This is a genomic window from Sulfitobacter sp. 15WGC, assembly GCF_005068605.1.
In the GTDB taxonomy this organism is placed as follows: domain Bacteria; phylum Pseudomonadota; class Alphaproteobacteria; order Rhodobacterales; family Rhodobacteraceae; genus Sulfitobacter; species Sulfitobacter faviae.
Window position 1 is genome coordinate 183,131 of record NZ_SZNL01000001.1, and the last position, 13,561, is coordinate 196,691.

Sequence of the window (13,561 nt, forward strand, 5' to 3'; positions counted from 1 at the left end):
CTCAGGATCGTCTTGGCGGACACCTTAAGGCAAAGATGTAACAGCGGTATTACTCCGCCGCCTTGGCCGTGGCGGTGCCGCCTGCGCGGATCACCGCCAGCAGTTCCTCGCGCCGTTTCGCGGCCTTGGCCTCATTGGCCTGTTTCACCGGCCCGAAGCCGCGGATTTGTAGCGGCAGTTCGGCCAGCGCCACGATGGCGTCGCGGGTCTGATCGGTCAGATTTGGCAGCACCTCGGCCATATCGGCCTCATATTGCTTAATCAACGCACGCTCCATCTTGCGCTCGGCGGTATAGCCGAAGGGATCGAGCGGCGTGCCGCGCAGCCCTTTGAACTTCGCCATGACCCGCAGCGGCCCTTCCAGCCACTGGCCGAACTCACGCTTCTGCGGGCGGCCATTCGGCCCCATCTTCGAGATCAGCGGCGGCGCCATGTGGAAGGTCATGTTGAAGTCGCCATCGAACTGCGCCCGCGCCTTGTCACGGCTGGTGATCAGAAGGCGGGCGACCTCATATTCGTCCTTGTAGCTCAAGAGCTTGTGATACCCCAAGGCCACCGCCGCCTTGACGTCACGGTCCTCGATACCGTCGAGCATCTTGGTATAGCGTTTGGCCAGTCCCTTGCCCTGATAGTCGGTCAGGTGGTTCTCACGGAAGGCGATCTTCTCCCCCAGCGATTTGGGCAGTTCGACCACGTTATCGGGCTGGCTCACCGCTCTAGCATCTTCAGGGTAGAGCACGGCCCAGCGACCGATCTCGAAGGCTCGTTTGTTGCGCTCCACCGCCGCGCCGTTCATCTCGATCGCCTGCATCAGGCTCTCGAACGTCAGCGGCAGCAGGCCACGCTGCCACGCGGCACCGAAAATCATCATGTTTGAGAAGATCGAGTCGCCCAAAGTCGCCTTAGCGAGATCCGAGGCATCGAACATCGTCACGTCATCCTTCAGCCGCGCCTCGAGCGCGAGGCTCAGCCGGTCGTAGGGCATCTGAAACTCGGTGTCGCGGGTGAAGTCGCCGGTGATGATCTGGTGCGAGTTCACCACTGCACCGGTACGGCCCGCGCGGTCAGACCCAGCGTCTTGTGGCCAGCCGAAACCACCAGATCCCCGCCGATGAGCGCATGCGCCTCGCCGGTGGCCACGCGGATCGCGCTGATGTCCTCGGGGCGTTCGGCCAGACGGCAGTGGATATGCACCGCACCGCCCTTCTGGGCGAGGCCCGCCATCTCCATCATGCCCGCGCCCTTGCCGTCGAGCTGTGCCGCCTGCGCCAGGAGCGCGCCGATGGTCACGACGCCGGTACCGCCCACGCCGGTGATGACGACGTTATGGGTGCCGTCGATCTTGGGCAGGTCCGGCATCGGCAGGTCGGGAATGCTGAGATCGGTGGTCGGATCTTTCCGGATCTTGGCGCCTTCCAGCGTCACGAAAGAGGGGCAGAACCCGTCGAGGCAGGAGAAATCCTTGTTGCACTGCGACTGGTCGATGGCGCGTTTGCGGCCCAACTCGGTCTCGTTCGGCACCACGGCCACGCAGTTCGACTGCACGCCGCAATCGCCGCAACCCTCGCAGACGTCCTCGTTGATGAAGACGCGTTTGTCGGGGTCCGGGAACAGCCCGCGCTTGCGGCGGCGGCGTTTCTCGGCGGCGCAGGTCTGGATGTAGACGATGGCCGACACGCCCTTGTGCTTGCGGTAGGCCTTTTGCACGTTCGGCATCTCGGCGCGCTCATGAATTTCCACGCCCTTGAAGCGGGCAAGGTCCACGTCTTCCTTCTGGTCATAGACCACGGCGACGTTCTTCACGCCCATGGCTTTCAGCTCTTCGACGATGCGATAAGCGTCGAGATCGCCCTCGTTGTGCTGGCCACCGGTCATGGCGACGGCATCGTTGTAGAGGATCTTGTAGGTGATGTTGGTCCCGGCCGCGATAGCCGCACGGATCGCCAGCACGCCGGAGTGGTTGTAGGTGCCGTCGCCGAGGTTCTGGAAGACATGTTCGGTGTTCGAAAACGGCGCCTCGCCGATCCAGTTCGCGCCCTCGCCGCCCATATGGGTGAAACCCGTCGTCTCGCGGTCCATCCACTGCACCATGTAGTGACAGCCGATGCCCGCATAGGCGCGGGAGCCATCCGGCACCTTGGTCGAAGAGTTATGCGGGCAGCCCGCGCAGTAATACGGCAGGCGGGCTGCGATATCCTCGGCATTGTCCGAGCGGCGCGCTTCGTTGAGCGCCTCAAGGCCCGCGCGGATGCCATCGGTCTCGCGGCCTTCCTCCAGCAGGATGCCGCCGATCTTCTCGGCGATCAGGATGGGGTCGAGCGCGCCGCGCGTCGGGAACAGCTCCTCGCCATGCTCCATGCCCGCACCACCCTTGTGCCAGCCGTAAACCCGGCGGTGCGTGTCGTTGAAGAGCGCTTCCTTGATCTGCACCTCGATCAGCTTGCGCTTCTCCTCGACCACGACCACCAGATCGAGCCCATCGGCCCAATCATGGAAACCCTGCATGTCGAGCGGGAAGGTCTGGCCGATTTTGTAGGTGGTGATTCCGAGCCGCTCGGCCTCGTTCGCGTCGATGTTCAGCAGGCTCATGGCGTGCACGAGGTCGAGCCAGTTCTTGCCCGCCGCGGCAAAGCCGATCTTGGCCCCGCGCTTGCCCCAGACGCGTTTGTCCATCTTGTTGGCATGAGAGAACGCCTCGGCCGCGAAGCGCTTGTAGTCGATCATCCGCGCTTCCTGCAGATGCGGCGTGTCGTTCAGCCGGATGCTGAGGCCGCCGTCGGGCATGTCGAACTCAGGGAGCACCAGCTTCATCCGGTTCGGATCGCCGTTGACCACGCTGGTGGCCTCCACGGTGTCCTTCATGGTCTTGAGACCGACCCAGAGACCCGAGAACCGGCTGAGCGCCCAGCCGTAGATGCCGTAGTCGAGGATTTCCTGAACACCGGCAGGAGAGACCACGGGCATATAGGCATCGACCATGGCCCATTCGGACTGGTGTAGCACGGTGGAGGATTCGCCGGTGTGATCGTCGCCCATGGCCATCAGCACACCGCCATGGGGCGAGGTGCCCGCCATGTTGGCATGGCGCATCACGTCGCCGGTTCGGTCCACGCCCGGCCCCTTGCCGTACCACAGGCCGAAGACGCCGTCGTATTTACCCTCCCCGCGCAGTTCCGCCTGCTGACTGCCCCAGAGCATGGTCGCGGCGAGGTCTTCGTTCAGCCCCGGCTCGAAGCGCACGTTATGCTCGGCCAGCTTCTTCTCGGCGCGCTGCATTTGCAGATCCACGCCCCCCAGCGGGCTGCCCCGGTAGCCGGTGACATAGCCCGCGGTATTCAACCCCGCGGCGCGATCCCGTGCCGATTGCATCATCATCAGCCGGACCAGCGCCTGCGTGCCGTTCAGCAGCACCGGGCTCTTGTCGAGGTCGAAACGGTCGTTCAGTGAAATCTTTTGCGTCGTCATGGCGGGCCCTCCCTAGCACGTCAGTCTTGCATGATTGCCCGGATTATAGGTCACAGTTGCTGACCTGTATAGCAGTTATTCCGCAACGGCAGTCCCGCAGGCGACGGTTTGTGCTGTTTTCTCCCGGCTATTAAGGTAGGAGAAAGGCTGGGCAAGGAAAGTACGGGCCATGGATTGGGACAAACTCAGAATTTTTCACGCCGTGGCCGATGCCGGGTCGCTGACCCATGCGGGGGACAAGCTCAACCTGTCGCAATCCGCCGTCAGCCGACAGATTCGCGGGCTCGAAGAGCAGCTCAACACCAACCTCTTTCACCGACATGCGCGCGGGCTGATCCTGACCGAACAGGGGGAGCTTTTGTTCGACGCGACCTCGGCCATGGCCAAACGCCTTGACGCCGCCGCCGCACGCATCCGTGACAGCGAAGAAGAGGTCTTTGGCGAGCTACGTGTCACGACGACGACCGGCTTCGGCACCCTTTGGCTCGCCCCGCGTCTGCCCAAACTCTACGAGCAATATCCCGACCTCAAAGTCGACCTGATGCTCGAAGAACGCGTGCTTGACCTCCCGATGCGCGAGGCCGACGTGGCGATCCGCATGAAGGAACCGAGTCAGGCCGATCTGGTCCGCAAACGGCTGATGTCCGTGCGCATGGGCCTTTACGCCAGCCCGGAATACCTCGAAAAACACGGCACGCCCGCGCGGATGGAGGATATGACCGATCACCGGCTGATCTGTCAGAACACCGACAGCGATCAGGTCGGCGCGGGGCTGCAACTGGTCAAAGAGCTGATGATGTACGACCTGCGCTCGCTTTTGACGGTGAACAACTATTTCGGCGTGCTGCAAGGCGTGGTGCACCACCTTGGCCTCGGCGTGCTGCCCAACTACCTGATCCAAGACTTCCCCCATATCGTGCAGGTCATGCCCGATATCGAATCCGCCGAAGTGCCGGTCTACCTCGCCTATCCAGAAGAGCTGCGCCAATCCAAACGCGTCGCCGCATTCAAGGATTTCGTTCAGGAAGAGATCATTACCTACCGCAAACAATGGCGCGAACGGGTAGAGGGCGAAGGCTGAACCGCAGCCCATGGCCAGCCATGCAATAGGCGCATATCGGCCATGATGACTTGCGATGTTAAATAGCCTTGATTTGGGCAGCCCTGCCTCCTATTTCACCATCATGAAGATTGACAGCCTGAGGGCGCGTCGCTTCATACCTCCCTGTTGGACTTGGCCGAGCTTTTAGCTCGGCCTTTTTTTTTGGCCCATCGCCTTCTTTCAGCCCGCAGGCGGCCAAAGCCACTTCCCCCCCCGGCATTTCCCCTTGTATGAGGGCGCAAACGCGCCAGCCGGGGAATTTCCATGCAAGATCCAGCCATCACGCCCGACCTCATCGCCAGCCACGGGTTCACCCCCGAGGAATACGCCGAGGTCGTCAACATCCTCGGGCGCGAGCCGAACTACACCGAGATGGGCATTTTCTCGGCCATGTGGAACGAACACTGCTCCTATAAATCCTCCAAGAAATGGCTCCGCACCCTGCCGACCTCCGGCCCGCAGGTGATCTGCGGCCCGGGCGAGAATGCAGGCGTGGTCGACATCGGCGATGGCCAAGCGCTGGTCTTCAAGATGGAGAGCCACAACCACCCCTCCTACATCGAACCCTACCAAGGTGCGGCGACCGGCGTCGGCGGCATCCTGCGCGATGTCTTCACCATGGGCGCGCGCCCCATCGCGGCGATGAACGCGCTGAGCTTCGGCCGCCCCGACCACCCCAAAACCCGCCAGCTTGTGCACGGCGTCGTCGAAGGCGTCGGCGGCTATGGCAACTGTTTCGGCGTGCCAACCGTTGGCGGCGAAGTGCGTTTCGACAAAGCCTATGACGGCAACTGCCTCGTCAATGCCTTCGCGGCGGGCCTCGCCGATGCCGACAAGATCTTCTACTCCGCCGCCTCCGGCGTGGGCATGCCGGTGGTTTACCTCGGTGCGAAGACGGGCCGCGACGGCGTCGGCGGCGCCACCATGGCCAGCGCCGAATTCGACGACACCATCGAAGAGAAACGCCCCACCGTTCAAGTCGGCGACCCCTTCACCGAAAAGCGCCTGATGGAAGCCACACTCGAGCTGATGGCCACCGGCGCCGTGATCTCAATCCAAGACATGGGCGCTGCGGGGCTGACCTGCTCTGCCGTGGAAATGGGCGACAAAGGTGGCCTTGGCGTGCGTCTCGACCTTGAAAAGGTCCCGACGCGCGAGCCGCATATGACCGCCTATGAAATGATGCTCAGCGAAAGCCAAGAGCGCATGCTCATGGTGCTGCGCCCCGAGCTTGAGGCCGAGGCCAAAGCCGTCTTCGACAAATGGGACCTCGATTTTGCCATCGTGGGCGAAACCCTCCCCGAAGACCGCTTCCTCATCTGTCTCGATGGTGAGGTCAAAGCCGATCTGCCGCTGTCGAAACTCGCCTCCACCGCGCCCGAATACGACCGCCCTTGGGTGGAAACACCCGCCGCCGCCGCGCTGACCGATGCGCCCAGCATCGACCCGATCGAAGGCCTGCGCGCCCTGATCGGCTCCGTGAACCACGCCTCGAAAGACTGGGTTTACGAACAATACGACACGATGGTCATGGGCGATACGGTCCGCCTGCCCGGCCTCGGCGCGGGGATCGTGCGGGTGCATGGCACCGACAAGGCGCTGGCCTTCACCTCTGACGTGACCCCGCGCTACGTCAAGGCCAACCCGACCGAAGGCGGCAAACAGGCCGTCGCCGAAGCCTATCGCAACCTCTGCGCCGTGGGCGCCAAACCCTTGGCAACAACCGACAACCTCAACTTCGGCAACCCCGAAAAGCCCGAGATCATGGGCCAATTCGTCGGCGCCATCAAAGGCATCGGCGAGGCCGTGGGCGCGCTCGACATGCCCATCGTTTCCGGCAACGTCTCGCTCTATAACGAGACCGACGGCAAGGGCATCCTGCCCACGCCCACCATCGGCGCGGTCGGCCTGATCGACAGCCTCGACCAAGTCATCAGCAATCAGCTGCGCGACGGCCATGTCGCCCTCATGATCGGCGCGGCGGGCAGCCACCTCGGCCAATCCGCTCTGCTCGCCGAAGCCTTCGACCGGGCCGAGGGCGACGCCCCCCATGTCGACCTCGGCACCGAACGCCGCCACGGCGAATTCATCCGCGCCCAAGCCAGCCAAATCTCCGCCTGCACCGACCTCGGCGACGGCGGCCTCGCCCTCGCGGCCTTCGAGCTGGCCGAAACCGCAGGCATCGGCGTGGAAATCGAAAGCGAAGACACCGCCACCCTCTTCGGCGAAGACCAAGCCCGCTACCTCGTCGCCTGCACCGCCGACGCCGCGGAAACCCTGATCGCCGCGGGCAAGGAAGCGGGCGTAGCGGTCACCGCCGTCGGCGCCTTTGGCGGCGACAAGGTCAGCTTCGGCAGCGCCTCCGCGCCCCTGTCGGACCTGCGCACGATCTACCGGACCACTTTCGCCCAGACCTTCGCCTGAACCTCTGGTTTCGGAGCCGCCCTTGCTTGAGACCAAACGGTCGCGCGCAGGGCGGCGGGGCAGGCTAAATCGCCGAGGGGCCCCTTTAGGGGATACGGCTATTTCGCTTGAACCGACGACAGGCGGGTGACAGGCCGGGATCAATCAAGGGTGGCTTCGAAACCCCTCTGGTTTTGGAGAGACCCGCAGCCCTCCGCCTGCCCCTCATTGGCTAAACCTCTGCGTTCAACCCCGCCAACATCCGCGCCTTCTCCCCCGCATCATCGGGGCGCGAGATCGCCTCGGCCAGCGCTTCCAAAGATGCAATCGAGTGCCCGGCGCGAAAACTATCGACATGGGGCAGCATCACGCGAATGCCAGCCGCCTTGGGCGCGAAACCGTCCCAGCGAAGCAGCGGGTTCAGCCAGATCACCCGCCGCGCGGTCAGATGTAGCCGCTGCATTTGCCGCGCCAGTTCTGCCGGGTCGTCCCGGTCCAGCCCGTCAGTGATCAACAAGACCACCGCCCCCTGCCCCATGACCCGCCGCGACCAGTCTCGATTAAAGGCCGCCAACGCCGCGCCGATACGCGTGCCGCCCTCCCAATCCTGCGCCTGCGCCCCCGCCGCGGCGAGCGCCGCATCCACATCGCGGGTCGCGAGATGCCGGGTGATATTGGTCAGCCGGGTGCCAAAGGTGAAACCATGCACCTGCGCCCAGCCTTTGCCCCTGCGGTTGGCCACCGCATGCAAAAAATGCAGGATCACCCGGCTGTATTGGCTCATCGAGCCGGAAATATCGCACAGCACAACGAGGTTCGGGTAGCGCGCGCGCGGTGTCTTCCGATAAAGCCGGTCCGCCTCTCCACCCCGCCGCAGCGCCGCTTTCATCGTGCGCGCCACATCGATCTGCCCCCGCGCCGCCGCCTCATTGCGGCGGCTCGGCATCGGCGGCACCGGCAGGTCGAGCTTGGCCAACATCCGTTTCGCCTCAGCCATCTCCGCGAGGCTCATCTGTTCGAAATCCAATGTCCGCAACCGCTCCCGCGCGGACATGGTCAGGCTTGCATCCACCTCGACGAGGGTCTCCTCGGGCTGAGGCGCGTCCTCCCGCTTCGGTGCCTCGGCCCCGTCTAACAGGGCCTCTGCCGCGCGTTTCTCGGCGGGCGTGGCGGGGCGATCCTCTTGCACGCCGCGGATCGCAGGCAGCATCGCGGCCATCATATGCTCCAGATAGCGCGGGTCACGCCAATAAAGCCGGAATATCTGCGCAAAGACCCGCGCCTGTTCGGGGCGGCTCACGAAACAGGCGTGGAGCGTCCAATAGAAATCGCGGCGGCTGGTGAAGCCCACGGCGGCGACAGCCTCCACCGCCTCCACTACCCGGCCCGGCCCGATTGACAACCCCGCCCGGCGCAGGGCGCGGGCGAAATGCGTGATATTCCCCGCAAGCTTGGGGTCCTCGGGCAGGTCCAAAGGTAGGTCTTCGGCCATCACGCTCAGCTAGGCGCCAGCGATGCGCGGGCCTGATCGAGAATGCGCGCCGCCTCAGAGCCTTGCAGCTTGGCGATGTCATCTTGATACTTCAGCACAGCCCCCAGCGTATCGGCGATAACCTCGGGGCTGAGCGTAGTGACATCCAAGGCCAGCAGGCATTTCGCCCAGTCAATCGTCTCCGCCACGCCCGGCTTCTTGAACAGATCCTCGGTCCGCAATTGCTGGACAAAGGCCACCACCTCGCGGCTAAGCGCCTCTGCCGCCTCAGGCGCGCGGGCAGCAAGGATCGCCATCTCCCGCGCCACATCCGGATAATCGACCCAGTGGTAAAGACAGCGGCGTTTCAGCGCGTCATGCACCTCACGCGTGCGGTTCGAGGTCAGGATCACGATTGGCGGCTCGGGCGCGCGGATCGTGCCAAGCTCGGGGATGGTCACCTGAAAATCGCTCAACGCCTCCAGCAAGAACGCCTCGAAAGGCGCATCGGTGCGGTCCAACTCGTCGATCAGCAGCACCGGGGCGCCATTCTCATCCGGGCGCAACGCCTGCAACAGCGGGCGTTCGATCAGGTAGTCGTCGCTGAACAACTCCTGAGTCAGCGCCCGCCGGTCTGCGCCACCACCCGCCTCCGCCGTGCGGATCGCCACCATCTGAGCGGGAAAATTCCATTCGTAAACCGCGCTGGAAGCGTCGAGCCCCTCATAGCATTGCAACCGGATCAACCGCCGACCCAGACCGGCGGCCAGCGCCTTGGCGATCTCGGTCTTGCCGACGCCCGCCTCGCCCTCCAAAAACAGGGGCCGCCCCAGCGTGAGGCTGAGGAACACCACGACCCCAAGCGCGCGGTCGCAGACATAGCCCTCAGCGCTCAGCATCTCTTGGACCGCGTCGATCGTATCTATGTTTTTCATGGCCCCAGTGGTGCATTCCCGCCCCGCCCCGTCAAGAGGGCAGACCGCGCGGCGGCAGATTGACGGGATTTCCCCGCGCTGGCATAGTCCTGCGCAATAAACGACGGCTTCCGGCAACAAGGGGGTCACAGGGGCGGATATGGGACAGAGCATTTTCATCGCGATCCGGCGCGGCGGGGTCTGACATGCGCATCACCGCTGTCACCTGCGTCAAGAACGAAGGCCCGTTTTTGCTGGAATGGATTGCCTTCAACCGGGTGATCGGGGTCACGGATTTCCTGTTCTACTCCAACGATTGCAGCGATGGCACCGATGCCCTGCTCGACGTGCTTGCCCGCCACGGTATCGTCACCCATCTGCCCAATCCGGCCACCAATCGAAACTACCAGATGCAGGCGCTCAAGGATGCGCGGCGTCACCCCATCGTCACGCAGGCCGATTGGGTCTGGATTGCCGATGTGGATGAGTTTCTGAACATTCATGTCGGCGACCACCGCCTGCCCGCCCTGATCACGGCCTGCGGCAACCCGCAGGCGATCTCGCTGAATTTCCAGTTCTTCGCCAATGGCGGGGTCGAGGATTTCACCGACGCCCCCGTCATCGGGCAATTCACCCATAGCCATAACCCCGACATCTGCTGCGCCGATACGGCGATTGAGGTTAAGACCTTGGTCCGGCGAGATTTCCCCTTGGGCTACTACGGGGCGCACCGGCCCTTCCACGACGACACGAAGCACCAGCCGCATTGGACCGATGGCGCGGGCCGTCAGGTGCCTAAGCCCTTCCGCAGTGCCGCCACCAAACGCCGCATCCGGGCCTTTCCCGCCCGCGGTGCACGGCGCTTTGCCACGCTGAACCACTACGCATTGCGCTCGCTCGACAGCTATCTGGTCAAGAACGACCGTGGCGACGTGAACCGCGAACACCGCGCTTTTGATGACAGCTATTGGCGCGACCGGAACGACGCGGCTTGGGAGGATCGCTCCATCCAGCGTTACCTGCCTGCCTTGCAGGCCGAAATCGACCGCCTGAAAGCGCTGCCCGGCGTCGCCGATCTGCACGCCGCTTCCGTCGCCGCCCACCGCGCGCGCCGCGACGCGCTGCTGACCGATCCGAGCTACCGCGAAATGCAGGCCCAACTGCGCGAAGCCAGCCCGTTCTGCGCCGCCGAAGCGCGGATCCGCGCCGAGATCGGCCTCACATGACAGGACCGCGGATCGTCAACCTCGGCCTGCCCAAGACCGGGACAACCACGCTCACGGATGCGCTGCGCCACGCCGGACTCAAGGTCGCGGATTGGCGCATTCGCAAGGGCCAAAGCAACTCTCCCGAGATCACCGGCGCGCATCTGGGGCGGATCATCTATGCCGATTACTTTGCCAGCGGCGACCCGCTGGCGCGGCTGCACGAGTTCGACGTGATCAATGAGATGAGCGCCGTGCGCCGTGACCGCAGTCTCTGGCCGCAGACAGATTGGGGCGTATTAAGTGCCATTCAGCACCACCACCCCGAGGTCAAGTTTCTGCTCTCGCACCGCGATCCGGCCAAGACGGCCAACAGCATGATGCGCTGGAATAATCTGGGCCGCCGACGCTTGCCACAGGCCGATGTGCCGGGGCTGCCCCGCGGCTTTGGCCGCGACGAGGCCGAGCTTGCCCGGTGGATCGAAGGGCATTTCGCCTTCTGCCGCCGTGTCTTTGCCGGTTGTGCCAACTTTCTGGAGTTCGACATCGAAGACCCCGATGCGCGCGACAAGATCGCAAATTATCTTGAGATTGACTTGCCGTGGTGGGGCCAAAGCAACACCGGCAAAGCGGAGGCCGAGTAATGCGGCTGACCCTCTTCATCGGTCCGACCGAACGCGCTGCCGCCCGGCTGCGCAACATCCTGCAACAGCAAAAGGACGCGCTGCTCGAGCAGGGGGTTCTGGCGCCCGACTGGAACCACGTCCGCCTCTATGCCGCTTGCGCCGCCCCGGAAGCGGTGGGTCTGCTACGGCACCGCCGCGGCTTGGACAGCCCCCTGATCGGCACCACCCTGCGCGATGAATTTCACGCGCTGATCCCGCATGAGTTGGCCAAGACCCGCGCCGATCATGTGGTGCTGAGCGCGGCGCAACTGGGCAACCTGTTGTCGCGGCCCGAGGAACTGCGCGCCCTGCACGATCTGCTGCGCCCCTATTTCGACGATATCCGCGTGGTCGCGCATCTGGATGAACAGGCGCGGACGCTGGTCGCGCATTACGGCTTTGCTGTGGCCGAAAGCCGCCGTCATCCGCTGACGCAGGAACTGGCCTTGGCCGAGCGCGGCGACTGGTGGCATGGCGCGCTTGCCCAGAGAGAGACCGCGCCGGATTTCGGCCTTTTCCCCGAGGTGCAAGCCCCGCCCTTTTGGCTCGATTATCAAGCGCTGCACGCCCATTGGGCCGCCGCCTTCGGAGCCGACAACATTACGTTTCGCCCGCTCGACCTGCCCCATCTTATGTCAAGGGCCGGGGCCAGCGAGATCACCGAGAGCCTAGGCCTTTCCACGCCCCTCGGCCCCGTCGATCCCGGGCGCGCCCTCGCGGCCCTGCCCGCGCCTTGGCTGACACGGATGCGGCAGTTCAACGATGTGCTGGTCCGCTATCAACAGACCCATGACCTCGCCTGCCCGCGCAGCACATGGAGCCAGATGTTGCAAGCGCTGCAAATCGGCGGCCCCGTGATCAAACCCGGGAGCCTCGCCGCGATCTCCGACCATTTCGCCCGCGACAACGCCGCACTCATCACCCGTTTTCCAGCGCTGGATCAAGCGCTTACCCCCGACACGCCCGAGGCCCCGTGGCAAGAAGCCGACCCCCAGTTCGGCTTTCGCGCCACCCAATACCTCGCCGCCTTCGCCCACCGCATCCGCAGCACCGCGACCCCGCTCGCGCAAAAACGCGCAGATGCCGAGGAGGCCCGCCGCTCCGCGGCGAGGTTCGAGGTGCTGTTGCACGATCCCGACGCCCCCGAAGAGACACGCGCCGCCAATGATCGGCTCCTCACCCGGCTAAAGGTCAACCACGAAACCATTCTGCGCGGCCCCTTCCGCCCCCACAACGGCGCAGCCCCTGCGGGCGAAGACCAACCCGCGCCCGCCTATACCGCCGTGCCCCCGCGCACATTGCCGCCCGGCAGTAGCGGCAATGTCATCGTCGCCTGCATGAAGAACGAAGCGCCCTATATCGTCGAATGGGTGGCCTATCACCGCGCCGTGGGCTTTGATAACTTCCTAATCTACACCAATGATTGCAGCGACGGCACCGATGCCGTTTTGGGGCGTCTGCAAGACATGGGCATTCTCCAGCACCGCAACAACGACGATTGGAAAGGCAACTCCCCCCAACAACACGCGTTGAACCAAGCGCTGGAGGAACCGCTCGTCCGCCAAGCGGAATGGATCGCGCATATCGACGTGGACGAATTCGTCAACATCCGCACCGGCAACGGCAGGCTCGAAGACTTCTTCGCCGCCGCCCCTGAGGCCACGAATATCGCAATGACGTGGCGCCTCTTCGGCCACAACGGCGTGACCGCCCTGTCGGAGGCCCCCGTGATCGGCCAATTCAACCACTGCGCGCCGAGCTTCTGCCCCAAACCCCATACCGCATGGGGGTTCAAAACGATGTTCCGCAACCTCGGCGCCTATGGCAAGCTGTCCTGCCACCGGCCAAACAAATTGGACGAGGCCGCGGTATCCGAGGTCAAATGGGTCAACGGCGCGGGCCACGACATGACACGCGACGCGCTGCGCAACGGCTGGCGGTCCTCGCGCAGCAACATCGGCTATGACCTGCTACAGTTAAACCATTATGCCCTCCGGTCAGCCGACTCCTTCCTTATCAAACGCCAGCGCGGGCGCGCGCTTCATGTCGACAGATCCATCGGGATCAACTATTGGATCCGAATGGACTGGAACGACCACCGCGACCTGTCGATCCAGCGCAACCTGCCCCGTCTGCGCGCAGAGATGAACCACCTCCTCGCCGACGCCGAACTGCGCAAACATCACCAAACGGGCCTCGACTGGCACCGCGCCAAGGCCGAAGAACTGCGCCAGAGACCGGAGTTCCGCGATCTCTACCGCCATGCGCTTAACATCAAGTTAACCGCAACCGAACGCGCTGCCTATGCCCTTGCCCTTGATATGGAAAGCTGACCC

The 13,561-nt window shown here is 64.1% G+C and carries 7 protein-coding genes and 1 pseudogene; 5 read left to right on the forward strand and 3 right to left on the reverse strand.

What is annotated here, in order from left to right; all coding sequences use genetic code 11:
* Positions 1–49: 49 nt before the first annotated feature.
* Positions 50–3,465, reverse strand: a pseudogene (locus FCK22_RS00965) (indolepyruvate ferredoxin oxidoreductase family protein).
* A gap of 169 nt (positions 3,466–3,634) precedes the next feature.
* Between FCK22_RS00965 and FCK22_RS00970 the strand changes: the two are divergent.
* Both FCK22_RS00970 and purL read left to right on the forward strand, forming a co-directional pair.
* Positions 3,635–4,546: a LysR family transcriptional regulator gene (locus FCK22_RS00970; RefSeq protein ID WP_067260717.1), complete on the forward strand. Its 912-nt coding sequence runs from the start codon at positions 3,635–3,637 to the stop codon at positions 4,544–4,546.
* Between the two features lie 285 nt (positions 4,547–4,831).
* Complete coding sequence (gene purL, locus FCK22_RS00975) at positions 4,832–6,991, forward strand: phosphoribosylformylglycinamidine synthase subunit PurL (protein WP_067260719.1); 2,160 nt, start codon at positions 4,832–4,834, stop codon at positions 6,989–6,991.
* Between the two features lie 211 nt (positions 6,992–7,202).
* Here the strand turns inward: purL and FCK22_RS00980 are convergent, their stop codons facing one another.
* Together FCK22_RS00980 and FCK22_RS00985 are read right to left on the reverse strand one after the other, a co-directional pair.
* Positions 7,203–8,462 carry a VWA domain-containing protein gene (locus FCK22_RS00980; protein WP_067260720.1) on the reverse strand — a complete coding sequence of 420 codons (1,260 nt, stop codon included), beginning with the start codon at positions 8,460–8,462 and terminating at the stop codon, positions 7,203–7,205.
* A 5-nt stretch (positions 8,463–8,467) separates the two neighbouring features.
* Complete coding sequence (locus tag FCK22_RS00985; protein WP_067260723.1) at positions 8,468–9,376, reverse strand: MoxR family ATPase; 909 nt, start codon at positions 9,374–9,376, stop codon at positions 8,468–8,470.
* 185 nt (positions 9,377–9,561) lie between these two features.
* Here FCK22_RS00985 and FCK22_RS00990 point away from each other — a divergent pair, with 185 nt between their 5' ends.
* Genes FCK22_RS00990 through FCK22_RS01000 form a run of 3 tightly spaced genes read left to right on the forward strand, consistent with a single transcriptional unit; the run spans position 9,562 to position 13,558 of the window.
* Entirely contained in the window at positions 9,562–10,581 is a 1,020-nt protein-coding gene (locus FCK22_RS00990) for a glycosyltransferase family 2 protein (protein ID WP_067268268.1), read from the forward strand.
* Positions 10,578–11,204, forward strand: a complete 627-nt coding sequence (locus FCK22_RS00995) for a sulfotransferase (RefSeq protein ID WP_067268266.1) — start codon at positions 10,578–10,580, stop codon at positions 11,202–11,204. The genes FCK22_RS00990 and FCK22_RS00995 overlap by 4 nt, the downstream gene beginning before the upstream one ends.
* Positions 11,204–13,558 carry a glycosyltransferase family 2 protein gene (locus FCK22_RS01000; RefSeq protein ID WP_067268264.1) on the forward strand — a complete coding sequence of 785 codons (2,355 nt, stop codon included), beginning with the start codon at positions 11,204–11,206 and terminating at the stop codon, positions 13,556–13,558. The genes FCK22_RS00995 and FCK22_RS01000 overlap by 1 nt, the downstream gene beginning before the upstream one ends.
* Positions 13,559–13,561: the final 3 nt, after the last annotated feature.